The sequence below is a fragment of the Priestia sp. TRM10 genome (genome assembly GCF_057808375.1).
In genome coordinates this window covers 418,801-444,680 of record NZ_JBJZOT010000011.1, presented here as the reverse complement: position 1 = coordinate 444,680, position 25,880 = coordinate 418,801, and the positions used below count along the sequence as shown (strand labels likewise).

30 protein-coding genes are annotated in these 25,880 nt (G+C 36.8%); 14 read left to right on the top strand and 16 right to left on the bottom strand.

Annotated features, from left to right (window positions below):
- Window positions 1-534: 534 nt before the first annotated feature.
- From thiT to ACK3CR_RS10625, 3 genes are all read left to right on the top strand, one after another.
- Entirely contained in the window at window positions 535-1,095 is a 561-nt protein-coding gene (gene thiT, locus ACK3CR_RS10635) for an energy-coupled thiamine transporter ThiT (protein WP_243516839.1), read from the top strand.
- 65 nt (window positions 1,096-1,160) lie between these two features.
- Window positions 1,161-1,346 (top strand): hypothetical protein, encoded by a 186-nt coding sequence (locus ACK3CR_RS10630; RefSeq protein ID WP_111924150.1) that lies wholly within the window; start codon window positions 1,161-1,163, stop codon window positions 1,344-1,346.
- Window positions 1,347-1,510: 164 nt separating this feature from the next.
- Window positions 1,511-2,188, top strand: a complete 678-nt coding sequence (locus ACK3CR_RS10625; RefSeq protein ID WP_243516836.1) for an MgtC/SapB family protein — start codon at window positions 1,511-1,513, stop codon at window positions 2,186-2,188.
- A 48-nt stretch (window positions 2,189-2,236) separates the two neighbouring features.
- On the opposite strand, the gene ACK3CR_RS10620 is transcribed toward ACK3CR_RS10625, so the two are convergent.
- The 8 genes from ACK3CR_RS10620 to ACK3CR_RS10585 all read right to left on the bottom strand — a co-directional run bounded on the left by ACK3CR_RS10620 (window position 2,237) and on the right by ACK3CR_RS10585 (window position 8,431).
- Complete coding sequence (locus ACK3CR_RS10620) at window positions 2,237-2,851, bottom strand: precorrin-2 dehydrogenase/sirohydrochlorin ferrochelatase family protein (protein WP_328122172.1); 615 nt, start codon at window positions 2,849-2,851, stop codon at window positions 2,237-2,239.
- Window positions 2,833-3,609 carry a sirohydrochlorin chelatase gene (locus ACK3CR_RS10615; protein ID WP_243516831.1) on the bottom strand — a complete coding sequence of 259 codons (777 nt, stop codon included), beginning with the start codon at window positions 3,607-3,609 and terminating at the stop codon, window positions 2,833-2,835. Before ACK3CR_RS10615 ends, ACK3CR_RS10620 begins: the two co-directional genes overlap by 19 nt.
- Before the next feature lie 14 nt (window positions 3,610-3,623).
- A complete protein-coding gene (gene cobA / locus ACK3CR_RS10610; protein ID WP_026009760.1) occupies window positions 3,624-4,391 on the bottom strand; it encodes a uroporphyrinogen-III C-methyltransferase in 768 nt (255 codons plus the stop codon).
- 202 nt (window positions 4,392-4,593) lie between these two features.
- Entirely contained in the window at window positions 4,594-5,193 is a 600-nt protein-coding gene (gene cysC, locus ACK3CR_RS10605; protein ID WP_019395085.1) for an adenylyl-sulfate kinase, read from the bottom strand.
- Window positions 5,194-5,205: 12 nt separating this feature from the next.
- Window positions 5,206-6,351, bottom strand: coding sequence for a sulfate adenylyltransferase (sat, locus tag ACK3CR_RS10600; protein ID WP_243516829.1), 1,146 nt, complete (start codon window positions 6,349-6,351; stop codon window positions 5,206-5,208).
- A 43-nt stretch (window positions 6,352-6,394) separates the two neighbouring features.
- Window positions 6,395-7,471 carry a sulfate permease gene (gene cysP, locus ACK3CR_RS10595; protein WP_243516826.1) on the bottom strand — a complete coding sequence of 359 codons (1,077 nt, stop codon included), beginning with the start codon at window positions 7,469-7,471 and terminating at the stop codon, window positions 6,395-6,397.
- Window positions 7,472-7,491: 20 nt separating this feature from the next.
- A complete protein-coding gene (locus tag ACK3CR_RS10590) occupies window positions 7,492-8,202 on the bottom strand; it encodes a phosphoadenylyl-sulfate reductase (protein WP_243516825.1) in 711 nt (236 codons plus the stop codon).
- Between the two features lie 85 nt (window positions 8,203-8,287).
- Window positions 8,288-8,431: a YezD family protein gene (locus tag ACK3CR_RS10585; RefSeq protein ID WP_243516824.1), complete on the bottom strand. Its 144-nt coding sequence runs from the start codon at window positions 8,429-8,431 to the stop codon at window positions 8,288-8,290.
- Window positions 8,432-9,101: 670 nt separating this feature from the next.
- On the opposite strand from ACK3CR_RS10585, the gene ACK3CR_RS10580 reads away from it, so the two are divergent.
- A complete protein-coding gene (locus ACK3CR_RS10580) occupies window positions 9,102-10,526 on the top strand; it encodes an alanine/glycine:cation symporter family protein (RefSeq protein ID WP_243516822.1) in 1,425 nt (474 codons plus the stop codon).
- A 90-nt stretch (window positions 10,527-10,616) separates the two neighbouring features.
- Complete coding sequence (locus tag ACK3CR_RS10575; protein WP_243516820.1) at window positions 10,617-11,399, top strand: potassium channel family protein; 783 nt, start codon at window positions 10,617-10,619, stop codon at window positions 11,397-11,399.
- Window positions 11,400-11,420: 21 nt separating this feature from the next.
- Here ACK3CR_RS10575 and ACK3CR_RS10570 read toward each other — a convergent pair whose 3' ends face one another.
- From ACK3CR_RS10570 to ACK3CR_RS10560, 3 genes are all read right to left on the bottom strand, one after another.
- A complete protein-coding gene (locus ACK3CR_RS10570; protein WP_488975334.1) occupies window positions 11,421-11,825 on the bottom strand; it encodes a YugN-like family protein in 405 nt (134 codons plus the stop codon).
- A 106-nt stretch (window positions 11,826-11,931) separates the two neighbouring features.
- Complete coding sequence (locus tag ACK3CR_RS10565) at window positions 11,932-13,284, bottom strand: glucose-6-phosphate isomerase (RefSeq protein ID WP_243516816.1); 1,353 nt, start codon at window positions 13,282-13,284, stop codon at window positions 11,932-11,934.
- A 172-nt stretch (window positions 13,285-13,456) separates the two neighbouring features.
- On the bottom strand, window positions 13,457-13,687 hold the full coding sequence (locus ACK3CR_RS10560) for a hypothetical protein (protein ID WP_243516814.1): 231 nt from the start codon (window positions 13,685-13,687) through the stop codon (window positions 13,457-13,459).
- Window positions 13,688-13,991: 304 nt separating this feature from the next.
- On the opposite strand from ACK3CR_RS10560, the gene ACK3CR_RS10555 reads away from it, so the two are divergent.
- From ACK3CR_RS10555 to mnhG, 7 genes are read left to right on the top strand one after another with little or no spacing between them, the layout of a single operon-like run.
- Window positions 13,992-16,412, top strand: a complete 2,421-nt coding sequence (locus ACK3CR_RS10555; protein ID WP_488975333.1) for a Na+/H+ antiporter subunit A — start codon at window positions 13,992-13,994, stop codon at window positions 16,410-16,412.
- Window positions 16,399-16,824, top strand: a complete 426-nt coding sequence (locus ACK3CR_RS10550; RefSeq protein WP_019395074.1) for a Na(+)/H(+) antiporter subunit B — start codon at window positions 16,399-16,401, stop codon at window positions 16,822-16,824. Before ACK3CR_RS10555 ends, ACK3CR_RS10550 begins: the two co-directional genes overlap by 14 nt.
- Window positions 16,824-17,165, top strand: coding sequence for a Na(+)/H(+) antiporter subunit C (locus ACK3CR_RS10545; protein ID WP_019395073.1), 342 nt, complete (start codon window positions 16,824-16,826; stop codon window positions 17,163-17,165). The genes ACK3CR_RS10550 and ACK3CR_RS10545 overlap by 1 nt, the downstream gene beginning before the upstream one ends.
- A complete protein-coding gene (locus tag ACK3CR_RS10540) occupies window positions 17,158-18,639 on the top strand; it encodes a Na+/H+ antiporter subunit D (protein WP_488975332.1) in 1,482 nt (493 codons plus the stop codon). The genes ACK3CR_RS10545 and ACK3CR_RS10540 overlap by 8 nt, the downstream gene beginning before the upstream one ends.
- A 7-nt stretch (window positions 18,640-18,646) precedes the next feature.
- Window positions 18,647-19,123 (top strand): Na+/H+ antiporter subunit E, encoded by a 477-nt coding sequence (locus ACK3CR_RS10535; RefSeq protein WP_124051156.1) that lies wholly within the window; start codon window positions 18,647-18,649, stop codon window positions 19,121-19,123.
- Entirely contained in the window at window positions 19,120-19,407 is a 288-nt protein-coding gene (locus ACK3CR_RS10530; RefSeq protein WP_111924135.1) for a Na(+)/H(+) antiporter subunit F1, read from the top strand. Before ACK3CR_RS10535 ends, ACK3CR_RS10530 begins: the two co-directional genes overlap by 4 nt.
- On the top strand, window positions 19,391-19,750 hold the full coding sequence (gene mnhG, locus ACK3CR_RS10525) for a monovalent cation/H(+) antiporter subunit G (RefSeq protein ID WP_268583307.1): 360 nt from the start codon (window positions 19,391-19,393) through the stop codon (window positions 19,748-19,750). The genes ACK3CR_RS10530 and mnhG overlap by 17 nt, the downstream gene beginning before the upstream one ends.
- Before the next feature lie 35 nt (window positions 19,751-19,785).
- On the opposite strand, the gene ACK3CR_RS10520 is transcribed toward mnhG, so the two are convergent.
- The gene (locus tag ACK3CR_RS10520) at window positions 19,786-20,949 is read right to left on the bottom strand and encodes an iron-containing alcohol dehydrogenase (protein ID WP_328122168.1); all 1,164 of its coding nucleotides are present in this window, start codon (window positions 20,947-20,949) and stop codon (window positions 19,786-19,788) included.
- A 211-nt stretch (window positions 20,950-21,160) separates the two neighbouring features.
- Between ACK3CR_RS10520 and ACK3CR_RS10515 the strand changes: the two genes are divergently transcribed.
- Window positions 21,161-21,394: a DUF378 domain-containing protein gene (locus tag ACK3CR_RS10515; protein ID WP_061804578.1), complete on the top strand. Its 234-nt coding sequence runs from the start codon at window positions 21,161-21,163 to the stop codon at window positions 21,392-21,394.
- 37 nt (window positions 21,395-21,431) lie between these two features.
- Here ACK3CR_RS10515 and ACK3CR_RS10510 read toward each other — a convergent pair whose 3' ends face one another.
- Window positions 21,432-22,625 (bottom strand): ornithine--oxo-acid transaminase, encoded by a 1,194-nt coding sequence (locus ACK3CR_RS10510; protein ID WP_488975331.1) that lies wholly within the window; start codon window positions 22,623-22,625, stop codon window positions 21,432-21,434.
- A 196-nt stretch (window positions 22,626-22,821) separates the two neighbouring features.
- Window positions 22,822-23,220 (bottom strand): S1 domain-containing post-transcriptional regulator GSP13, encoded by a 399-nt coding sequence (yugI, locus tag ACK3CR_RS10505; RefSeq protein ID WP_243516794.1) that lies wholly within the window; start codon window positions 23,218-23,220, stop codon window positions 22,822-22,824.
- A gap of 398 nt (window positions 23,221-23,618) precedes the next feature.
- Between yugI and ACK3CR_RS10500 the strand changes: the two genes are divergently transcribed.
- The gene (locus ACK3CR_RS10500; RefSeq protein ID WP_019395064.1) at window positions 23,619-23,990 is read left to right on the top strand and encodes a helix-turn-helix domain-containing protein; all 372 of its coding nucleotides are present in this window, start codon (window positions 23,619-23,621) and stop codon (window positions 23,988-23,990) included.
- A 34-nt stretch (window positions 23,991-24,024) separates the two neighbouring features.
- Here the strand turns inward: ACK3CR_RS10500 and ACK3CR_RS10495 are convergent, their stop codons facing one another.
- The gene (locus tag ACK3CR_RS10495; RefSeq protein WP_488975330.1) at window positions 24,025-25,209 is read right to left on the bottom strand and encodes an aminotransferase; all 1,185 of its coding nucleotides are present in this window, start codon (window positions 25,207-25,209) and stop codon (window positions 24,025-24,027) included.
- Window positions 25,209-25,709 (bottom strand): Lrp/AsnC family transcriptional regulator, encoded by a 501-nt coding sequence (locus tag ACK3CR_RS10490; protein WP_019395062.1) that lies wholly within the window; start codon window positions 25,707-25,709, stop codon window positions 25,209-25,211. Before ACK3CR_RS10490 ends, ACK3CR_RS10495 begins: the two co-directional genes overlap by 1 nt.
- Window positions 25,710-25,880 lie beyond the last annotated feature (171 nt).

The following is a 25,880-nucleotide window of genomic DNA, read 5'->3' as shown; positions in this document are numbered from 1 at the left end:
GGATCAAACTCTCCATAGAAAGTTTGGTTTCATCTTTCGATGTCCATAGCTTTTTGTTTCTTATAAGAAACGTTGTTTTAAAAATAAAATAGAATTAACGTTGACGTATTTTGTTCAGTTTTCAAAGGTCAATCATTTCGTTTGTCGTTAACAGCGACTTTTATATCTTATCACTTCTACCGAAGTGTGTCAACAACTTTTTTTAAAATGTTTTTTTAACTTTTTTCTGTTTTGTGCTACCGTAGCAGCGACAAGTAATAATTTATCACGTATTAAATTGTTTTGCAATAGGTTTTTTAATTTTTTTTCAAAAAACTTAAGAACCTTAGTACATATGGAGTTTTAACTTTTTTCTGCTTAACATATCCTATCATTATTTAGAAGAAATGAAAATGTTTATTAATAGTTTTTATTTCAATTATAAAAAGGTGCTATAATCTACAACGTACCTATTCACTACTTCACATACTTTCCTCTCTATAGAAGAAAAGTACATTGTAGCCAAGAAAATTATTGAATGAAAGAGGTGTTTACATGCAGCGTGGCCGCACTTTAGTTTTAGCAGAAATAAGTATCATGACTGCCCTTGCCTTCCTATTAGACCTTGTTGCTCAATTTTTCTCTCTTCCTCAGGGGGGTGCAATTTCCATTTCAATGGTCCCTGTTCTTATCGTTGCTTTTCGTCATGGTATAAAGGGAGGCCTTGCTTCTGGGTTTTTATTAGGTCTTCTACAAGTTATAGTAGGACCAAGTCAAATTTACACACCTGTACAAGGTCTTATTGATTATCTCATTGCCTTTACAGTTATCGGATTTGCAGGATTAACTCGAAAAGGAATTATTTCTTCTCTAACAAACAATCATGCGGGAAAAGTAATTTTGTACGTTGTTTTAGGATCTTTTGTGGGCAGTTTTTTACGTTATCTTGCGCACTGCGTATCAGGTTATTTCTTTTTTGCTGCTTATGCTCCAAAAGATGTTCCGCTTTTATGGTATACGATCGTTTATAACAGCACATATATGATACCAGCTTTTGTGTTAAGCACGATTGTAACATGCCTGATTTTAATTTCTTCTAAAAGACTGTTTATCTAATGAGCATAAACTAGTAAATCTCTACATACTTTCATAGTAAAGATGCTAGAGAGGAGTTTACGCTCATGTTAATTCAGTTAGGAATGTGGCTATCTTTCCTAATGGCCATCTCCCTTATTTGTTTTGCTTACTTTGAAGGAATCAAAATAGGAGATAGGACAGAAAAAGTAGAAGGCAGCCACTTTATATTAAGTTCTGTATTTGGCCTCATTTTTTGCTTATTTTTCTTTCATTTTCAGGACATGCTTTAAAGCCTCTCGCCAAGCGGAAGGCTTTTTTGTCTTTCTTTTCTTCTTGTCCTCTTTGTACTACCTCCCTCTTACAGTGCATATATCTTATAGACATAAAGTATTGAGTTCTAGCCAGTGATCTTCCTTCTTTTAACCTTATAACATAACGAAAGCGAGGTAAGAACATGTATTACGAAACGATATTAAAGCTTGGAATATCGGCTGTGCTAGGGTTGATTATTGGTCTTGAAAGAGAACTAAAGCGAAAACCTGTTGGATTAAAGACTTCACTTGTAATGTCCATTGTAAGCTGTATTTTAACTATCGTTTCTATCGAATCTGCCTATTTATTTGAGAAAGCAAGCAACATTACAATGGATCCTTTGCGACTTGCTGCTCAAATTGTATCTGGTATAGGATTCCTTGGAGCAGGGGTGATTCTGAGAAGAGAAAATGATAGTATTTCAGGCTTAACGACGGCCGCACTTATATGGGGGGCTGCTGGAATTGGCATTACGGTTGGAGCTGGCTTTTATACAGAAGCTGTGATTGCCGTTATTCTTCTTATGATCAGCGTTGAATTTATCCCTTTTCTTACTAAATTGATTGGCCCTAAGCAGTTTAAAGAGAAAGAGATTCGACTGGAGCTAACCGTCTCTAGAGATGTTCATTTAACAACTCTTATCTCTGAAATCAAAAATCTAAATTTAAGGGTAAAACACGTTCGGGTAAAAGACCTGGATGATTTTGTCGTTATTCAGCTAAAAATCTTGGCCTATGAAAAACGGTTCACAACAGATGTTTATTATGATATTCAAAAAGTTGCCGGGATTAAGCAAATCGATATTCAAAGCCTTTCTTAAATAAAAAGTACGAGTTGAGGTTACTATAGCAATCTCTACTCGCACTTTTTAATCTTTTTTATATTTATCATATAACGCTTGCCAAAAAAGTTGTTGATGATGAGCATCTTTCATTTCTTCTTGCAAAGAACGATGAAGAAGCTTCTTTTTTTCTTCAGCCTGTTTTTCATGTTCATGTATAAAAGAACGTATCTCATTTAAGAAGTCCACATACTGTTCATAGCTTTCACCATAACGTGCTGAAAGTTCATCACGTATCTTTTTAGCTAACAGCGGACTTCCTCCCCCTGTTGAGACCGAAATGGTTAAATCGCCGCGTGTGAACTGAGCTGGCACAGTATAACTCCCCTTATCCCCCTTGTGCGCTACGTTAACAAGCTGATTTGGTAAAGCAGCTTTTAATAGTTTTTCATTATCCTCTGTGTTGTTTGTTGCTAATATAACAAGAAATGCCGAGGGAACGTCAAGCTCATTTGCTTCTCGCTTTTCCCAATGCACTTCGCCTTTTTCCTCCCACTTCTTGATTTCATCCGTAGCTTCAGGAGAAATAACTGTAACATTTGCTCCTTCTTTTAAAAGATGTCTAATTTTCCTTGTCGCAACATTACCTCCACCAACAACGAGAGCTTTTTTATTTCTTACATTCAATGTGACAGTGTACATAATCCTTCTCCATTAAACATTAAGTTTCCCTTTTGAGTTTTCCACTTTTCAATTCTCTCAGCAAGAATGTCTTCTAAAATAGTATGATAGCCTAAAAATGAACACAGAAAAATGTTCGAAGAGTCAACAAGTAGCTGACTTACATCTGCTGCAATTTGTCTCATGAGTAACCCAGTGAAAAGAATATACGGAACAATATAAACTTGCTTATTTCCTGTAAGCCCACGAAGCCCCTGTTCAAAAGTAGGTTCTGCTGCAGCAAGAAAGCATGTATCCACTTTTAAGAACCCGCCTCGTCGTTCTAACATAAGGGCAATTTCATTTAAATCACGTTTCACATCTGGATCACTGCTTCCTCTACCAACGAGTAAAACTGTTGCATCTTTATCAATCATACTGTTGGCTTCACGTATACGGTCCATTAATACATCAACAAGTTTGTCATGAACCCCAAAAGGAGTTCCATAAACAACTTCAATTTCTGGATGTGCTTCAGCTAAGGAAAGCAATATTTCTGGTATATCTTTTTTTGCATGCCCTGCTGTTAAAAGAAGAATTGGGACAGCTACAATTTTTGTTGCCCCCTGCTTTATACATCGAGCGAAAGCTTCTTCAATAGTTGGTTCAGCAAGTTCTAAAAAACACGCTTCTTGAATAGGAACGTTTACTTTCTCTTTACAACGTTCAATAAATTGCAAGGCTCCGATCTGTCCATCTCTAATCCGCGTCCCGTGACAAATATACAATACAGCTTCCACTTTGATCCCTCACTTTAGAAAACTTGTTCAACATATTGCTGCGTATTTTCCTCAAACCAACTTAATTTGTCTTTTAGCACAACAACCTCTCCAACAATGACCATACTTGGATTCTTCACTTTTTCTCTATGAGCTATATCAATAATCGTATCAAGTGTACCTACTACAGTTTTTTGCTCAGTATACGTTCCCCAGTGAATCAATGCAACGGGTGTGTCAGGACTCTTGCCGTGTTGAATAAGCTGTTCGCAAATATATGATAGATTCTTAATGCCCATATAAATGGCTAATGTGTCAATTCCTTTAGCTAGAGCTTCCCATTTCACATGTTCATCTTCCTGTTTGCGATGACCTGTCACAAAAGCAAAGCTTCCACTGTATTCACGATGCGTAACAGGGATACCCGCATAAGCAGCTGCTGCAATACCTGAGGTGATGCCTGGAACAATTTCAAAAGAGATACCGTTTTGAACAAGAATTTCAGCTTCCTCACCACCACGCCCGAACACAAATGGATCTCCACCTTTTAAACGAACAACCGTTTTTCCTTCTTTAGCATGTTTTACAAGAGCATTATTGATTGCTTCTTGTTGAAGGATATGAGCATTTGGAGATTTGCCACAGTAGATAAGATCAGCACCTTTTTTGGCATATGTTAATAGATGTTTATTAACAAGACGATCATATAAAATGACGTCAGCCCCTCCAATACAGCGGATTCCTTTTAAAGTTATAAGCTCCGGATCTCCTGGTCCTGCTCCAACTAAATAAACCTTTCCAATGTTCACGTACATCTTCCTCTCCAAGTTGTCAGTTTATACACTCTATTCTTAACTTTATATTATTAATGTACCAACATATCTCTAAAATTTGAACCGTCATTTGGAGATGCTTTGGATAAGCTATCTTTAAGAATAAGGCTCATAGCATTCACTATGAGCCTCAAACTAAGAGCCTTACATGACTCTCTTTTATAGAAAACTCCTAGATGAAGTTTTCATTTTTTAAATATGCGACAATTTGATCTACACATTCTTCTACACTATACTGATCAGAATGAACTGTGATCTCAGGGTTCTCTGGAGCCTCATATGGAGAACTAATTCCTGTAAAATCTTTAATTTCCCCAGCACGAGCTTTTTGATAAAGTCCTTTTGGATCACGACGCTCACATTCTTCTAGATTACAGTCAATATAAACCTCAACAAATTCATTTTCTTCTACAATTTCTCTTACTTGTTTTCGATCCTCAATAAAAGGAGAAATAAAAGCTGTTAGCACAACTTGACCACTATCTACAAAAAGCTTTGAAACTTCTCCAATACGACGGATATTTTCCGTACGATCTTCTGCAGAGAAACCGAGGTTTTTATTTAACCCAAAACGAATATTATCTCCGTCTAGCACATACTCATTGATGCCCTCTTGAAACAGGCGATGCGCAACGGCATTTGCAATTGTTGATTTTCCAGAACCCGACAGCCCAGTGAACCATAGAATAAAGCTATGATGTCCGCTTTTTTTACGGCGATCTTGTTTCGTTACGCCACTTTCATGCCATGTAATATTTGTTGACTCACCCATTGCTTTTCCCCCTTATGATTGAACAGTCTGCTGTTTCATTCCTTTAATAAGTACTTCAACGACTTCGCGACGGCTAAATGTGCTTGGTGGTACTTCTCCATTACGAAGCATTTCACGCACTTTTGTACCTGATAAAATCATACGATCTTCTTTACCATGTGGACACGTTTTTGTCGAAGCCATTCCTTCACACTTTTTGCAATAGAAGCTATGTTCAAAGAATAGAGGGGTAATGCCTAACTCTTCACTTGTGAAATTACGGAAAATTAATTGTGCATCATATGTTCCATAATAATCACCGACTCCCGCATGGTCACGTCCAACAATAAAATGCGTGCAGCCATAGTTTTTACGAACCATCGCATGGAAAATTGCTTCACGAGGACCAGCATAACGCATTGCCGCTGGGAACACAGCTAAGAATACGCGATCTTTTGGATAATAGTTTTTCAGCAGAACTTCATAGCTTTCCATACGGATGTCTGCTGGAATATCGTCCGATTTCGTCTCTCCAACTAACGGATTTAAAAAGAGACCATCAACAATTTCTAGAGCTGTTTTTTGAATATATTCATGAGCACGGTGCACAGGGTTACGCGTTTGGAACCCAACTACCTTTTCCCATCCAAGCTCTTCAAACTTAGCGCGCGTATCTTTTGGATCTAAATGATAGCCAGCGAATTTTTTCTCTTCACGACGTACAAGGGTAATTTTCCCTGCTATATACACATCCGGACGTTCTAGCATTTTTTTCACACCTGGGTGAGCTGCTTCAGTCGTACGATAAACTTTTTCAGCTTCAACTTCTTTATTTGGCTTATAAGCTTCTTCAAAATGAAGCACTCCATAGACAACACCATTTTTAGTCAACTTAACATCTTCACCAGCTTGAAGCGTTTCAGCTACCTTTTCTTCAACAGGTAATGTAACTGGAATACTCCATACTGTGCCATCAGCTAATTTCATATTGTGGACAACATTCTCATAATCTTCTTTTCCTAAGAAGCCTTGTAAAGGGCTGTATCCTCCGATTGCAATTAACTCTAAATCACTTAGAGCCATCGGATCTAGCTCAATGCTTTTAGAAATCCCATCATATTTATAGTCTGGATTAAAACGATTAATTAGTGTACCTCCATGTGGCTGACTTGCTGTCATCACAAAAACCTCCCAAGTATTATTGTATATTCAATCTCTTAATTTAAAGAGTTGTTCGTTCCGCTGACGTTACTTTTAGTTTTTTTTTGCTTGAATTTTGCGCAAGACTTACAGTGCCAAGCGTAGCTAAGCAGCAGATGATGATAACAAAAAATGAGTACCAATCATCTTGAATTGTTAGCTTAACTAGGCCGTAGGAAATCATTAAGGAAAAGATAGGTGACACAACCCAAACTTTAACCATTTGAAACACGATACTTTTCTGCCAGATTCCAGCTCCTTGTTTTGCAGTTCCTACCCCTATGATAGAAGAGGTCGTCACTTGCGTGAGAGGGATAGGCAATCCAAATAGAGAGGCTATAAAAACAAGACCTCCTCCTGTTAGAGAAATCATAATTCCTTCTCCTTTAGAAAGAGCCGTTATTTTCTTACCGTTTGTTTCAAGCACTCTTCCACCTAACAAAAGAGCTCCAAGAGCAATAAAAACTCCCCCGACAATTACACCGAAAGAAGGGCTGATAACACCGGCACCAACAAGGGGCCCAACGGCATTTGCAACATTGTTCATTCCCGCTGAAAAAGCTTCAAAGCATCCTGCAACAAGAAGAAAGGCAACTAAATATTTTTCTCTCCCTTTCTTTTCTCCAAACCTTTCTCTTCTTTTTCGAGTCATAATCCACTTGCGAATAATGTACGTAATAAAGAAAGAGAATACTGGAACAATAACCCAAAAGAAAACAATTTTTAAAATAGAGTTCATATACAAAGCTTGATAAGCAACCCCAACCCCTATTACTGCTCCAACTGTCACTTCGCTTGTTGAAAGTGGGATACCCATTAAGTTTGCAAAAAACAGAGTACTTGTTGCTGCTAATAAAATAATGACTGCGATTTTAACACTCGCAATATCCTCTGGAATAATGCCACTACCTATTGTTTTCACAACTTCTGTTCCAAAATATGAACCAAGTAAAATAAAGAGGCTACATATAAGAAGAGCTTTTCTTTTCGTTTTTATAGCTCCAGAACCATATGCAACCCCCATTGTTGCAGCAGCACCACTTGCCCCAATATTCATGGCAAAAAAGAGTGCGATAATAATGGCTATCGTTGTAAACATGGTCAATCAACTACCTTTTATTAAGACTCGTGCAGCCCACATTCTACTTTTTGATTTCCTGACCAGCGACCAGATCGTAAATCATCCATGTTATATGCTGGAGCTGTACATGGTGCACATCCAATACTTGGATATCCTTTATCATGAAGCTCGTTGTATGGAAGATCATGTTTGTATACATAGCGCCAAATCTCTTTCCAAGTCCAGTGAATAAGCGGGCATACTTTAATTTTGTTAAAACGGTTATCTTTATTAATGAAATTTGTATTTTTTCTTGTTTCAGATTGATCTCTTCTTAATCCTGAAATCCAAGCATCTACTTCACTTAATGTTTGTTCAAGCGGTAAAATTTTTCGAATATAGCAACATTGATTTGGCTCACGTTCCCAAAGTTTGTCTCCATACTGTTCTGCTTGTTGTTCAAGATTAAGAGATGGTTTTTTCATCTCAATATTAAGATCTGGGAAACGTTCTTGGATTTTATCAATCACATCGTAAGTCTCTTGAAAATGTACGCCTGTATCTAAAAATACAATGCGTGCTTTTGGATTTACCTTTGCGATGAGATCGATGAGCACTATCCCTTCGATCCCGAAACTACAGGCATACACAATTGAATCTCCGTAATAATCATAAGCCCATTTTAGAGTCGCAAGAGCTCCTTTTGTTTCATCATCATGTGCAAATGTAGGAACCTCATCTGTCCACGTTTCGTATGTTAGCTTTGCCATATTCTCACCTTCCATATAAACATTTAATCCGATAGATAAACACGGTTTTAAACTTAAAAGAAGATAGAACGTTCTAAACGTTCTATTATTTCAAACGAATTTTTTCGACTTTATCAATACCAACAACTTTTCCATCTTGGATAACAAGAGTAACAGAGCCATATTGTATTGATTGAAGAAGTTCTTCTGTTTTTCGCAAAGCTTCTTTATGATTAGAACTATCCCCCATATTGACTCCTCCTCTTTTCTTCCCAATAATTAAAAACTATATTTCCGATGGTTTAAGTCAGATTAATTTCAATAAAAATTCTACTCTCTTTACAAAAAAGAAGAGCATATCTTAATAAATACACCTTTATATTATGCTGAAAAATGAGGATGTTGAAGAAATTTTAGCACAATTAACTAGTTTGTCAACCTTCAATTCCGACTATTTTTATCGACTAAGTCATTTATCTGAAATTATAACACATTCCCTTTTAAATTGTTATAATTTTTTCATTATTTATTATATTTTTTTGTATCATCTCTTTCTTTCATTAAAAAATATTATATACTTCATGTTTAATGGGTCAATTTTGTCATATCTTCTAACATTTTTTCTGATTTTGTTATCTTCACTAACAACTTTTCCGAATAATAGATTGATGATGTGTTAACATCTACAAGAATAATTTATCTCTTTTTTCTTCATTTAAAGAAGAAACAGATTTACTATAAATTTAAAAGAAGTAAGACGTAATAAGATTTTAAATCTTTGAAATTTTACTATTATTCAATACAGTAAAGAATAGTATTGCTTTCTGTTTCCCTTCCCCTATATAATATTATTTATGTTAGAAAAGTTCACATACATCTAAAGTTGTAAATCATTTTTGTTTCATAAGGGGGAATTATTAATGGATTTATTGAATGATGTAGTTCTTAAGATAAATGATGTGTTTTGGACCTATATTCTTATTGCTTTACTACTTGTATTAGGACTATATTTTACGCTTCGTTCAAGATTTCTGCAGTTTCGTTTATTAAAAGAAATGTTTAGATTGCTGACAGAAAAGCCTGCTTCAAAAGAAAAAGGCAGCATTTCAGCATTCCAAGCTTTTTGTATTAGTATGGCTGCTCGTGTTGGAACAGGAAACATTGCCGGAATTGCTCTTGCTATTTCAATTGGAGGACCTGGTGCAATCTTTTGGATGTGGATTGTAGCGCTTGTTGGTTCTGCCTCAGGTTTTGTTGAAAGCACATTAGCTCAAATTTACAAAGTTCCGGATAAAGGGACGTTCCGCGGCGGACCTGCTTACTATATGGAAAAAGGGTTAAAACAACGCTGGCTTGGTGTTTTATTCGCTGTTCTGATTACTATTTCATTTGCTTTCGTGTTCGTTGCTGTACAAGCAAATACAATTACACTTGCATTTGAACAGTCTTTTAATACGAATCGACTTGTAGTCGGAATTATCGTTTTGGTTGCTTTTGCTATTATTATCTTTGGTGGTATTCAACGTATCGCAAAAATGTCAGAATACATTGTAGTTGTTATGGCAGGCCTCTATATCCTCATCGCATTTGGGATTGTTTTAGTGAACATTAACGAAATGCCATCTCTTATTGCTTCAATTGTGAAGCATGCTTTTGGATTTGAACAATTTGCAGGTGGAACGCTTGGAGCCGTTTTACTTCAAGGTGTTAAACGTGGTTTATTCTCCAATGAAGCTGGTATGGGTAGTGCGCCGAACGCAGCGGCTACAGCGGATGTTACCCACCCTGCTAAACAAGGTCTTATTCAAGCTTTAGCTGTTCTTATTGACACATTAATTATTTGTTCAAGTACAGCGTTCATCGTACTTTTGACAGATGCATATAAAACACCTGGACTAGATGGTGTTCAAATTACACAAGTAGCATTAGGAGAACATATCGGTGGATGGGCTTCATCTGTTCTAGCTATTATGATTTTCCTTTTTGCATTTAGTACGCTAATCGGTAACTATTATTATGGTGAAACAAACGTTGAATTCATTAAAACAAATAAAACCATCATTTTCGTTTACCGTATACTTGTTCTTGCAATGATCCTATTTGGAGCTGTTGCAAAAGTAGACTTAGTTTGGAATTTAGCTGATTTGTTCATGGGTCTTATGGCTTTCACAAACTTAATTGCGATTGCGTTCCTAGCAAAAACAGCATTTAGAGCTCTTAAAGATTATACAGATCAACGTAAACAAGGAAAAGATCCCGTCTTTTACAAAGACTCTCTTCACAATATTGGAGAGCTTGATGGATGGGAAGAAAGACCAAAAGAAGCAAAAAAACAAACAGTATAAGTTAGAAAAGCGCACCTATAATGATAGGCGCGCTTTTTTCATACCTTCTTTAGAAATGGGAACACTATGTTCTAAAGGAGGAAATTGCACATGTTTGATAGCTTTCTATTCCGCTTCTTCCGTCGCTCTGTTTTATATCGACTTATTGTTATCATTCTACTGCTTTGCGTTATTTTTGGCGGAGTTATTCATTTTCTTGAAGAAGAAACCTTTCCAACCGTTTTTGACGGAATATGGTGGTCAATTGTCACGATATCTACCATTGGGTTCGGAGACTATGTTCCTCATACAGTAATGGGACGTATTTTAGCTATGTTACTTATTTTAATTGGCACAGGGTTTATAACGAATTATTTTGTAACGATTGCTAGAATGGCAGTTTCTAGAGAGAATGCTTATGTTGATGGAAGTCTCCCTTATAGAGGTAGTGATCATATTGTTGTTGTTGGATGGAATGAGCGTACAAAACAGCTTCTAGAGCTTTTTGCCCAATCTCATCTTGCTAAACATATTGTATTAATTGACGAAACACTAGAAGAACGTCCTATGCTTTCTGCATACGTTCATTTTGTAAAAGGAAATCCGACACATGAGAATACACTTATAAAAGCAAATATTGCTGAAGCTCGGGAAGTGATGATTACAGCTAATCAACACAAAGCTGAAAACGAGGCAGATATGCAGGCTATTTTGACTATCTTAGCTGTTAAGGGACAAGATCGTCATATTCCTATCACAGCAGAAATTCTTTCTTCTCTACACGTCAAAAGTGCTGAACATGCTGGAGCAGGTAAAATAGTCGAAACAAATAAAATGATTAGTCAGCATATGTACGAGCAGCTATTTTTAAAAGAAGGCTTTGTTAGAAAGTAAGCTAACAAAGCCTCTTCAAATTCAATATAAAAGGCGCTGCTCTGCTTCTTTTAGGAGTTCCTGACCTAGCGGGATATATTCTTTTGGAAAAGAAGCATCAGGATCTTGCGGCTCTTGAAATTGATCAAATGAGCTCTTCACATTGCCAACATGAACTTGATCATCTAAACCAATTTGATATTTATGAGAAAGCAAAAAAGGTGTCCTGAAACGCACTGTTGCTCCAGGGGCATCAAGCTGACCATCCACAGCTTGAAATGGGAGACGAAGAAACTGATACCCTACTTTATCATCTATCTTATAGTCAAATGACCCTTGATTATACTCCCATCCTCCCCCAATTGTATATCCTAAAGAACCTAAAGTTTCTTCTAAATCATGTAACTTAAACACTCTTCCCTCAAGGTTTGACTGTAATTCAATCATAGTAAGCACCCCTTTTCTATGTTAACGTCTCCAATACTATGCTTTTTATCCTTTTGTATCGTTACAAAAAAACAGTCATAGCCTAAGGCTATGACTGTTTTTCCATTTATGATTTTAAACGTTTTTCAAGCTCTGCTTTCTTTTCTTCAAATCCTGGTTTTCCAAGAAGTGCAAACATATTTACTTTGTATGCTTCTACACCTGGTTGATCAAATGGGTTAACACCTAAAAGGTAGCCACTTACTGCGCAAGCTTTTTCAAAGAAGTAAGCAATATAACCGAATGTATAAGCATCAAGAGCTGGTGCTGTTACAAGTAAGTTCGGAACTCCTCCGTCTGTATGAGCAAGCATTGTTCCTTCAAGTGCTTTGTTATTAACAAAATCAACTGTTTCACCAGCCAGATAGTTTAAGCCATCTAAATCAGCCGCATCTTCTTCAATTGTTAACTCGTGACGAGGATTCTCAACACGAATTACGGTTTCAAAAATATCACGACGACCTTCTTGAACATATTGTCCTAAAGAATGTAGGTCTGTTGAGAAGTTTGCTGAAGATGGATAAATTCCTTTTTGGTCTTTTCCTTCACTTTCTCCAAACAGTTGTTTCCACCACTCGGCAAAGTATTGAAGAGCTGGCTCATAGTTAATTAACATTTCAATTGTCTTACCTTTGTTATAAAGAAGGTTACGAACTGCTGCATATTGGTATGCTGCATTTTCTTCTAGGTTAGGCTTTGCAAAGTCTTCACTTGCAGCCTCTGCACCTTTCATCATGTCAGAAATGTTCGCCCCACTCACAGCAATTGGAAGAAGTCCAACTGCAGTTAAAACAGAATAACGACCACCAACATCATCCGGAATTACGAATGTTTCGTATTTCTCTTCATCAGCAAGCGTTTTTAAAGCTCCACGCGCTTTATCTGTTGTAGCATAAATACGACCACGTGCTTCTTCTTTTCCATATTTCTCTTCAAGAAGCTTACGGAAAATACGGAACGCAATCGCAGGTTCTGTTGTTGTTCCAGACTTAGAAATAACATTGATTGAGAAGTCTTTTCCATCAAGAAGATCCATTAAGTCTTTCATATATGTAGAGCTAATGTTATTTCCAACGAAAATCACTTGTGGCGTTTGACGTTTCTCTTTCGGTAATACGTTATAGAAAGAGTGTTGAAGCATTTCAATCGCTGCTCTTGCACCTAAATATGAACCACCAATTCCAATTACTAATAAAACGTCTGAATCACTTTTAATTTTTTCAGCACTTTTCTCAATGCGAGCAAACTCTTCCTTATCATATTCTTTCGGAAGATTTACCCATCCTAAGAAATCGCTTCCTGCTCCTGTTTTATCATGGATAGCATGATGTGCTGCTTTTACAGCATCACTTAAGTATGTAATTTCATGCTCTTTGAAAAAAGTAAGTGCATTTGAGTAATCAAAACGAACATGTGTCATAGATATGTTCCTCCATAAATTTTATTCTCTTTCTCTCACTTTATCGAAACCGCTCATGGAATTCAAGCAATGTTTCTCCATATTAGTACTTTCTTTTCAAAAATATTGCATAAATCCTGCATAGAAAGGTTTGAGCAGGACTAAAGAAGGAAAATCACTTAATAGAAGTGACTCACTCTATACTTAACTCAAACTCTTCCATTGCTTTATTCAACCGCACGTATTCCCTTGAATCGAAAGGGCGTAACGGGTGCTTATTCATTGTCTCTCCATACTGCTCCACTAATTTTTCTACTGTTTCCTGATCTAAGTATTCTTTCTTTGTAGCGGCATTGAACAAAAAAGCACTTGTAAACATCATGATAAAAATAGTGGAACTTACAATGATTTGTTTCTTATACATACTAAACATCACCTCATAGTTAGGATGAGATGATTTTTTTATTTCTATTCAATGTAATGGAATTCTTTAAGAAAAAAAGTGAAGACTAAAAAAGCATTCTATACCCCAAAAAAGACCTTAAAAATAAAAAAAAATATAATTTTTTTTACTGTAATTTTTCCGACTTTCTATTTATTTAATAGCACAGAAATAGTTGAGCAACAGAGAAGAGTCGTTGGGATGCAAGGCATCTCGAATTATTATATAATCGGTTCTAGAATAAAGTATCCGTCTAAAATTAGTATATTTGAAGGAGGTTTATCATTTGTCATTGCTACACTTACTCGTACTATCGCCTTTCTTATTTGCGATACTTGTACCCTTTCTATATAGATATGTGCGAAAGGTTCATACAGGATGGTTTGTCCTTATTTTACCTCTTGCCTTATTTATATACTTTCTCCAGTTCATTAAACTTACGAGCAGTGGCGAAGAAGTTGTTCGTACATTTAAATGGATTCCAAGCTTAGATATCAACTTCACTCTACATGTTGATGGGCTTGGTCTTTTATTTGCTTTGCTTATTACAGGAATCGGGTCTTTAGTTACTCTTTACTCTATTTATTATCTATCAAAAGATAAAGAGGCATTACATAATTTCTATGTATATCTTCTTCTCTTTATGGGAGCCATGCTTGGAGTCGTGCTTTCTGATAATTTAATTGTTCTTTATACATTCTGGGAGATCACAAGTCTTTCCTCTTTTTTACTTATTGGATATTGGTATAAAAGAGAGAAGTCCCAGTATGGAGCACAAAAATCAATGCTTATTACTGTTTTTGGAGGATTAGCTCTTTTAGGCGGAATTATTCTCTTGTACATGATGACGGGCACATTTAGTATCCGTGAAATTATAGCTAACCTTGATCTCCTAAAAGGAGAAGCTTTGCTTTTACCTGCTCTTATCCTTGTTCTCTTAGGGGCATTCACAAAATCAGCTCAGTTTCCGTTCCATATTTGGTTACCAGATGCGATGGAAGCTCCCACTCCTGTTAGTGCTTACTTGCACTCAGCTACAATGGTGAAAGCAGGAATCTATCTTGTCGCTCGTTTAAGCCCTGTCTTCAGTGACCATGCTGCATGGTTTATTTTGATTTCAACATTTGGAATCTTCACCTTGTTTTGGGGATCCTTTTCTGCTGTAAAACAAACGGACTTAAAAGGAATTTTAGCTTTTTCAACGGTTAGTCAGCTTGGAATGATTATGTCATTACTTGGAGTTGGAAGTGCGTCTTTACATTACGACTACTTAGAAAACAATATTTTTATCGTCGCTGTTACTGCTGCTATTTTCCATCTCATTAACCATGCTACTTTCAAAGGAAGCTTGTTTATGGTTGCAGGAATTGTGGACCATGAGACCGGAACACGCGATATTCGAAAACTTGGTGGTTTAATGGGGATTATGCCTGTTACTTTTACAATTGCTTTAATTGGGTCGTTCTCAATGGCTGGCATTCCTCCGTTTAACGGGTTTTTGAGTAAAGAAATGTTTTTAACTGGGATGGTTAATGTTCTAAAGATGGATATTTACCATATCGAAACATGGGGAATTCTTCTTCCAGTTATTGCATGGATAGCTAGTGTGTTCACCTTTGTATACAGTATGATTTTATTCTTTAGAACGTTTACAGGAAAACTTCAACTTGAGAAGCTAGAGAAAAAACCGCATGAAGCCCCAGTTGGAATGCTTATATCACCAGTTATCTTAGCTTCCTTAGCTGTTATATTTGGTTTTTTCCCAAACATTTTATCTTCTACGCTTATTATACCGGCTATGAAATCGATACTTCCAACGATTGCTCAAAGTGGCCGAGAATTTGATGTAGAAATCAAACATTGGCATGGATTTACACCTGAATTGTTTATGACGATTGGAATCATTGCAATAGGAACAATTCTTTTCCTTACTGTTCGAAAATGGTCCTTTATTTATGAACGTTTTCCTCAAAAACTCGCCCTTAACCATTTTTATGATCAAGGGTTGGTTGGAACAGAACGTGGTTCAGCATGGATTATGAAATCCTTTATGTCTGGCCATATTCGAGATTATCTTGTTTACATTTTTGTATTTCTATCTATTATTTCATTAAGCTCTCTCTTTGTGACAAATGCATTTCATCTTGATGTAACAAATGTTGCCCCAATTGGAGTTTATGAAATAATCCTAAGTCTTCTAGCTGTTGGAGGTGCTGTCGTCACCGTTCTTGCTAGAACACGTATGGTTGCCATCATTGCAGCTGGTGTCGTGGGATATACGATTTCACTATTCTTCGTTATCTTCAGGGCACCTGATTTAGCGCTTACACAGCTTGTTGTAGAAACAATCTCTGTTGCTTTATTTTTACTTTGTTTTTTCCATTTACCAGAAATCACAAAGAAACAAAAGCGGCTCAGATTTCGATTATTAAATTTACTTGTTTCAATCGGAGTAGGATTTGTTGTCACAATGTTTGGTATTGCCTCTCATAGCGAGAAACTATTCCCTTCTATTTCTAAGTATTTTGTGGAGGAAAGCTATAAAGAAGCAGGTGGGAAGAATATTGTGAATGTTATCCTTGTAGACTTCCGTGGATTTGATACATTGTTTGAAATTACAGTACTTGGTATCGCTGCCTTTGGAATCTTTGCGATTGTTAAATTACGTCTAACCAAAAGGAGTGAACGTGAACATGAAGGTAAATGATTTAATTTTAAAAACGGCTACGAACGTTGTGTCGTTCATTATCATCACTTTCTCCATTTATCTGTTTTTCACTGGTCACTACACTCCTGGTGGAGGTTTTATCGGTGGATTAATGGCAAGTGGTGGTTTGTTATTGTTATTACTTGCTTATGATTTAAAAACGATTCAGTCAATTATCCCTTTTGATTTCAAAAAGGTGATTGCTACAGGGCTTTTAATAGCCGTTGCTACTGGAGTCGGTGGATTCTTCTTTGATGTACCTTTTCTTACTCATACATATGGGTATTTTGACCTTCCATTCTTTGGAGAACATACGGCTTTAGCAACAGCAACTCTGTTTGACTTGGGGGTTTATCTTGTTGTTGTGGGAATTACCATGACCATTATTCAAACGATTGGAGAGAGCGAATAATGGAAATATTAATGTCAATTGTATCAGGCATACTCTTCATGTGTGCAACGTATTTAATTTTATCTCGTAGCTTACTACGGGTTATTATTGGAACTGTCCTTTTGAGTCACGGAGCTCATTTAATGATTCTTACAATGGGCGGACTAAAAAAAGGAACAGTTCCCCTGTTAGGTGAAAATGCTTCTTCTTACACAGATCCATTGCCGCAAGCTTTGATTTTAACCGCTATTGTTATTTCTTTTGGAGTTACTGCTCTTTTCTTAGTTCTTGCATACCGCTCATATCAGGAATTAAAGACAGACGATATGAATGATTTAAAGGGGTGTGAGGACGATGAGTAATTATGTAATTTGGCCACTGCTAATTCCTTTGATAACAGGGATTATTCTTATGTTTTTTAGCCAAAATGTTACTGTTGCTCGTACAATTAGCATAGTTTCTTCTCTTGTGTCTACTGGTTTCTCTGTACTTCTTGTACACTTCGTTAAAACACATGGAATTTTAACTCATGAGCTTGGAGGATGGAAACCTCCTTTTGGAATTGTACTTGTAGCTGATATGTTTTCAGCACTACTTGTCCTTACAACAAGTATTGTCAGCTTGTGCTGTATTTTATTTGCTTTTCGTTCTATTGGAATTGAACGAGAAAGATTCTATTTTTACTCTTTTGTTCAATTTATGATTGTAGGTGTCACAGGAGCATTTTTAACTGGAGATATCTTTAACTTATTTGTATTCTTCGAAGTTATGTTAATGTCTTCCTATGTCTTGATCTCATTAGGAGGCACAAAACTCCAACTTCGAGAGTCTCTTAAATATATTCTTGTAAATATTGTTTCTTCAGCCCTTTTTGTTATCGCTGTTGGGTTCCTATACTCTGTAACAGGAACATTAAATATGGCTGATTTATCAGTAAAAGTTGCTGAAGTAGGACAGCCTGGTATCATTACAGCTATTGCTCTTCTCTTATTTGTGGTATTTGCCATAAAAGGAGCACTATTCCCCCTATATTTTTGGCTTCCTGGTTCATACAAAGCACCTCCACCTGTTGTAACAGCTTTATTTGGTGCACTGTTAACTAAAGTTGGTGTTTATGCTATATTCCGAGTGTTTACACTTATTTTCTATCATGATCAAGCATTTACACATACTATTATTGGTTATGTGTCGCTTCTAACGATTGTAGCAGGATGTATTGGGGCTATTGCCTATTGGGATATTGAAAAAATTATTATTTATAACATTATCATTGCAGTCGGTGTTATTGTATATGGAGTTACCTTAACAACAGAAACTGGAATTGCAGGAGCGCTTTACTATTTAATTCATGACATGATCATTAAAGCAGCGCTATTTCTATTAGCAGGAGCAATGATTACTATTACAGGAACAGCTTCAGCCAAAAAAATGGGTGGTCTAATTAAACGTCACCCTTTCCTCGGATGGATGTTCTTTGTAGCTGTAATTTCTCTTGCCGGAATCCCTCCTTTGAGTGGCTTCATTGGAAAGTTCTTATTAGTAGAAGGTGCTGCACAGTCACATAGCTATCTGTTTATGGGTATCCTTTTAATCTCAAGTTTAGTTGTTCTATATTCTGTCATCAAAATCTTCATTCATGCTTTCTGGCGTGAGCCAAAGTTAACAGAGAAAGAAGAGAAAGGAACAACAAAAGGAATGTTACTACCTATTGTCATTCTACTAGCTCTTTCTGTTGGGTTAGGTGTAGGAGCTGAATTTGTTTCTCCTTACATTTTTGAGGCTGCAAAAACGCTAATGGACCCGTCTATTTATATTGACGCGGTTTTAAAGGAGTAGGTGAAATATGTCATTTCAAATCCTTTTAAACGTAATAATTGCTTTATTATGGATGTTCTTTCAAAATGCTTGGAACGGTCTCGCATTTTCTAAAGGCTATCTCGTTGGGATCATTATCTTATTCTGTTTAAGACGTTTTTTCCCTACCCGTTTTTATATTCAAAAACTTGTTGCTATCGTTTATTTGCTTTTATTATTCTTAGTTGAATTACTCAAAGCAAACTATAGTGTGTTAAAAGAAGTCATTCGCCCAACCTTAAAGATTCAACCAGGAATCTTTGCTCTTCCACTTGAAGTAGAAAAAGATTGGGAAATTATGCTCCTTGCTAATATGATTACACTTACCCCTGGAACACTTGTTGTTGATATTTCAGATGATAATTCAGTTTTATACATTCATGCAATGCATATCGATGATGTGCACGAAGCAATCGATGATATAAAGAATTCATTTGAAAAAGCGATTATGGAGGTGAGTCGATGACCCTTGATATTCTCACTACAATAGCTTTAATCATTTTATCACTAGCAACGATAGGACTTCTGTATAGGGTTGTGAAAGGACCCGGTATCTCAGACCGAGTTATGGCTCTTGATGCAATTGGTATTAACCTTATGGCTATTACGGGAATCACATGTATTATAGTTGATACAGATGCATTTTTAGATATTATTCTCCTGATAGGGATACTAGCCTTTATTGGAACAGTTGCTTTTGCTAAGTTTCTTGAGAGAGGAGCCATTATTGATCATGACCGAGACAGCTAAACTTATAGTAGGCATTTTAGTATTATTAGGAAGCCTTCTCTCCCTTATTACAACAATTGGAATGCTGCGCTTTCCTGATACTTATACAAGAGCTCACGCAGCTTCTAAGAGTGCTACACTTGGTATTATGCTCACACTCATTGGAACTGCAGCATACTTCTGGTTTACAAAAGGCTATATAAGCGCAAAAGTAATCCTTGGTATTGTCTTTGTCCTAATGACAACTCCTGTCGCTTCCCATTTGATTACGAGAGCCTCTTACAATAAAGGTGTTGCTCTTTGGAAAGGGAGCGTTAGGGATGACCTTAAAGAAAAATATAAAAAACAGAAGCAAGAACAATAAAAAAACGATCCACACACGTGTGGATCGTTTTTTTATTATAAAGAAGCACGTAAAATAGCTAATACATCTTCTTTGTTTAGTACTTTAAATTTACCAAATTCTCCGTTCGCCATCGCTCTATCTGCCATGAGCTCTAGTTTAGAATCATCAATATCATAATCAGCTAAACGAGTTGGTGCCCCAAGGCTTGTCCAGAATTCACGTAGCTTCTCGATTCCTTCAAGAGCCACTTCTCGATCAGATTTACCCTCTTCTTCAACTTGGAATACGCGAGTTGCAATCTGTTTGAAGCGATCCACATTTTGATCAAGCGTATGCTTCATCCAGTTCGGGAACAGAATGGCAAGACCTCCTGCATGAGGAATATCATATACAGCTGAAACAGCATGTTCGATATTATGTGTTGCCCAATCGCCACTGTACCCCATTTGCAGCATGCCATTTAAAGCGATTGTCCCTGAATATAAGATAGTTTCGCGGTGCTCATAGCTTTCTAAGTTTTCAAGAAGTTTTGGTGCTGTATCAATAACTGTTCTTAACGTTGCTTCACACATACCGTCTTGAAGCTTTGTATTTGAAACATGATGAAAATATTGTTCAAATACATGACTCATCATATCAATCATGCCATATACGGTTTGATCTTTTGGAACTGTAAATGTATTAACAGGATCTAGAATTGAGAATTGCGGGAATGTTGCTGGGCTACCCCAACCATATTTCTCATTTGTTTCCCAATTCGTAATAACAGATCCAGCGTTCATTTCAGAACCTGTTGCAGCTAACGTCAGGACTGTACCAAATGGAAGAGCTTCTGTTGCAAATGCTTTTTTCGTTACTAAATCCCAAGCATCACCATCGTACTTAGCACCTGCCACAACAGCTTTTGTGCAATCAATAACGCTTCCACCACCAACTGCTAGTGCAAACTCAATACCTTCTTGTTTACAAATTTCTACACCTTTTCTTACCGTTGTCAAACGAGGGTTTGGCTCAACGCCCGCTAGCTCATGAACTGTTGCTCCAACTTCGTTCAAAATGTTCATTACTTCATCATATAGCCCGTTACGCTTAATGCTTCCGCCACCATAGACTAAAAGAACTTTCTTTCCATACTGTGGAACGAGTTCACGCAATTGCTCAACTTGCCCTTTACCAAAAATTAATTTAGTTGGGTTATAAAATGTAAAATTATCCAAAATAAATTCCCTCCTCGATTTCTTCCTTATTATGCAGAAATCCATTTTACTTTGTAAAGAAATGTGCTCCTTCTTTAAAGTGTCACAAACCTTAAAAAACATGTTCTATAAAATAGGCATTACCCACAAACATTACCACAGAAACCGTAGAATATTTTCGTTCTAAAACACCAAGCTAATAAGGAAAGATTACAAAAGGAGGTTGTCAACTATGAGTGGTATTCAACGAACTGCACTTGTTCTTACTATTATCGGAGCAATCAACTGGGGACTTATCGGGTTCTTTCAGTTTGATCTAGTAGCGGCTATTTTTGGAGGTCAAACTTCTGCTCTTTCTCGTATTATCTATGGATTGGTCGGCATTGCTGGCTTAATTAACTTGGGACTTCTGTTTAAGCCTTCTGCAGAAGTAGAGCGTACAGAGCCAAAAATGAATGAACAATAAAAAAACAGGGGCCTATTATAGCCCCTGCTTTTTCTTATCATTGAAGAATCTTTTTGATTTTGTCGATGGCCCAATCTAAGTCTTCTTGTACGATGATAAGCGGTGGAGCAAAACGAATTACAGTATCATGTGTTTCCTTGCATAGCAATCCTTCTGCTTTTAGTTTTTCACAGTATGGACGCGCTTTTTCATGAAGTTCTACTCCAATAAATAGGCCCTTTCCCCGCACTTCTTTAACAATTGATGACTGAATTTTTTCTAACTGTTCTTTGAAATAATTCCCTAAGTTCAATGACCTTTCCACAAGGTTTTCATCTTGAATCACGTCAAGAGAAGCTAGGGAAACAGCGCATGCTAAAGGATTCCCCCCAAACGTTGATCCATGTGAACCTGGGTTAAATACACCTAGAATTTCCTTATTTGCTGCAACGCATGAAATAGGAAAAACACCCCCTCCTAGGGCTTTCCCTAAGATTAGTACGTCTGGCTCTATGTCTTCCCAATCACAAGCAAACATCTTTCCTGTTCTTCCAAGCCCTACTTGAATCTCATCTGCCACAAATAGAACATTTTGTTCCTTACAAAGAGCAGCGGCTTCTTTCAAGAAGCCTTGTGGAGGAACATTAATTCCTGCTTCACCTTGAATAGGCTCCATTAGGAAAGCAACCGTATTTGGTGTAATTGCTTCTTTCAGCGCTTTTAAGTCTCCGTATGGAACAAGTTTTATGCCAGGAAGCATTGGACCAAAGCCACGCTTATATTCTTCTTCTGAAGAAAGCGAAACTGCTGTCATTGTACGTCCATGAAAGTTATCGTAGCATGCAATAATTTCAGCTTTATTTTCCTCAATTCCTTTTTTCTCGTAACCCCAGCGTCTTACAGCTTTCACCGCTGTTTCCACTGCCTCTGCTCCTGTGTTCATAGGTAAAATCATATCTTTATTTGTAACCGCACACATTCTCTCATACCATGGACCAAGCTGGTCATTGTGAAAAGCTCTTGATGTAAGGGTTACACGGTCTGCCTGTTTTTTTAATGCTTCAATAATTGTAGGATGTCGATGCCCCTGGTTAACGGCTGAGTATGCACTAAGCATATCCATATATCGATTTCCCTCTGGATCTTCTACCCATACCCCTTCTGCCTTTGAAATAACAATCGGTAATGGATGATAATTGTTGGCACCAAATTTTTCGGTTTGGTTAATCACCTTTTCACTTGTTGTCTTCATTTTTCATCCCCCTTAAAATTTCTAAACATTCTTACTATTAATTATACTGAAGCAACCGTATCTAAAAGTAAATAAAAGAAACTCAATTTTCGTTAGTTCCTCTTCTAAGAGGAACATTACCCTTTCTTTTCTTCCTTCTAACGTATAAAAAGCAATAAAAAAAAGCAGCTGACTTATCAGCTGCTTTTCACCGTCTTTACTTCTTAATTAGATCTTGACGGTTAGATTGCTCAACCCACTCTTCAAGCTTTTCGCGTAGTGTGTTGAAACCTTGTGGTGCTGCGTTCTCTACAGGTTGCGCTGGTGTTGCTTGAGGACGCTTTTTCTTTGGTTCTTCTTTTACTTCTGGTTCTGGTTGAGTAGCACGAATAGAAAGACCAAGCTTTCCAGACTTTTCGTCAACAGAAATAACTTTTACAGGTACTTCTTGCCCTACTTTAAGATGCTCATTAATATCTTTAACGAAACCGTGAGTAACTTCTGAAATATGAACTAAACCTTGAGTTTCTTCGTCTAGTGCAACGAAAGCTCCGTATGGTTGAATTCCTGTAACTTTTCCATCAATAACGCTACCTACTGTAAACTTTTCAGCCATGTAAACACTCCTAAGTTTTTGTTAGTTTTTTCTCGATTATACGCAATTTTAAATTATAGCATACTTATCTGTCATAATCAAAACAATCCTGACTTATACTTAGTTTAGACTGTTGCTTCTTTTTTGTATCCTTTAAGTTAAATAAAATAATGCGTAATTATTACCATTTCCTTTTTTCCTCTGTCTTCCTTAGACGGTCTATTGGAATGTGTTTCTTCGCTATATATCCCTCTAAAAATAAAGAATTATATAAAATCGACACATAGTTTTCAGAATATTATCATCAAAATTACTTGAACTGTGTTAAAATATAAGAAAAGATAAAAAACTTCTGTTGGGGGAAGAGTGAAGGTCAAAAGAGGTGGTTGTGTAAAAACTTTAAACAGGGAGGCTAAAAAATGAATACAATTGGACAAAATATTCGTTTTCAGCGTGAGCAAAAAGGAATGTCACAGGAAGAGCTAGCATTGAAAATCCGTGTAGGAACTTCAACAATTCAAAAATATGAATCAGGCCAAAGTTTACCTGATACTCAAACTATTTTAAAGATCTCTACTGCTCTCGATATTCCCGCAGCAGAGCTCACAAGCAGACCTACCGTGCGCCAGCTTGTTTTTCCAGATGCTGAGCTAACACAGCTTGTTAATGAGATTGGGGTCGAAAGAACAAAGCGCCTGTTACAAAAGATAAAAGGATATAGCGATGATCAATTTTTAACAATTATGAACACGTTATTTTATGAAAAAGATCTTCTTATTGAAGAAGGATAATAAAAAAGGAACGTACTTCTGTACGTTCCTTTTGTTATACCTGTTGTTTTTCTTTTACTTTTGTAAACTGACTCATAAATCGTTCCATTCTTCTTAGAGCTTCCTGTAAGGAATCCAGAGAAGCCGCATAAGAACAACGCACATATCCTTCTCCACTTTCTCCAAACACATGCCCAGGTACAACCGCTACTTTTTGTTCTAACAACAGCCTTTCTGCGAATTCATTCGATGTTAAACCCGTTGCTTTCACAGAAGGAAATGCATAAAAAGCTCCACCTGGCTTATGACAGGATAATCCAATTTCATTTAACGATTTGACGAAGAAGTTACGGCGACGACGATAGCTTTTTTTCATTGTCTGCACATCTTCTTCACCTGTTTTCAAAGCTTCTAATGCTCCATATTGAGCCATTGTTGGCGCACACATCATCGCATATTGATGAACTTTAAGCATTGCCCCTGCCAAATCTTCGTGCGCGCATAAAAAGCCAAGGCGCCATCCTGTCATCGCAAATCCTTTTGAAAAACCTGAGATAATGATTGTACGGTCTTTCATCCCTTCTAATGAAGCGATTGAACAATACTCTTCATCATATGTTAACTCAGCATAAATTTCGTCTGCTAACACAATAAGATCGTGTTCTTTTGCAATAGCAGCAATTTCTTCAAGCTCTCCTTTTGAAAGAACGCTTCCTGTTGGGTTGTTTGGCGAACAGATTAAGATAGCTTTTGTTTTATCTGTAAGCTGTTCTTTTATTTTAGAAGCATGAAGTTTAAAGTCTCCTTCTCCGTTTGTTTGAACAAACTTAGGAATGCCTCCAACAAGCTCAACTAACGGTCCATAAGCAACAAAGCTCGGTTCGATAATGAGAACTTCTTCACCAGGATTTACAATGGATCTCATAGCAATATCAAGCGCTTGACTCGCTCCTACTGTTACAATAATGTTAGAGTTTGCTTCATATTGAAGATCAAATTTACGATCCATATAGTTTGCAATTTCTTCTCTTAGTTCCAATAACCCTGCATTTGCCGTATATGACGTGTACCCTTTCTCTAGAGATAAGATAGATGCCTCACGTACAGACCATGAAGTAACAAAATCCGGTTCTCCAACCCCAAGTGAAATCACGTCTTCCATCCCATTCGCAAGATCAAAAAAACGGCGAATGCCTGATGGCTGAAGTTCATCTACGGTTTTTGATAAATGTCGTTTCATTATGGTGACACCACAATTCTTTTGTCGTCGTCATCATATTCATAAATTGTGCCATCATGTTTATATTTCTTCATAATAAAATGGGTTGTTGTGGAAACTACTGAATCAAGTGTTGATAACTTCTCAGACACGAAATTTGCAATTTGAGACATTGACTTTCCTTCGATTGTAACAGATAAGTCATACGTACCTGACATCAAGTAAACCGCTTTAACTTCCTCGAAGCGATAAATTCGCTCTGCAATTTCATCAAATCCAACACCACGCTTTGGCGTCACTTTCACATCAATCATAGCTGTTACACCTTCATGACCGTCTACACGACGCCAGTTAATATCTGTTGAATATTGAACAATTACTTTTTTGCCTTCAAGCTTTTCTACAACTTCTTTTGTTTCTTTCTCTGATAAGTCCACCATTTTAGCGATACTATCAAGAGGTAATCGGCTATCATGTTCTAATATTTCTAAAATTTCCAATTCTTTTTCAGATAATTGCACGGAAAATCCTCCTCATGTCCCTTTACTGATACTCTTACTTATACTTACATTAAGTCGTATACCATTATACACTTTTGTTCTAGCAAAGATTATAACAAATCCGCTCTTGTTCTCCTACCTCTTTTTCAACTTCTTTTTTCACACATATTCCCAACCCTTTAAAGAGAAGGG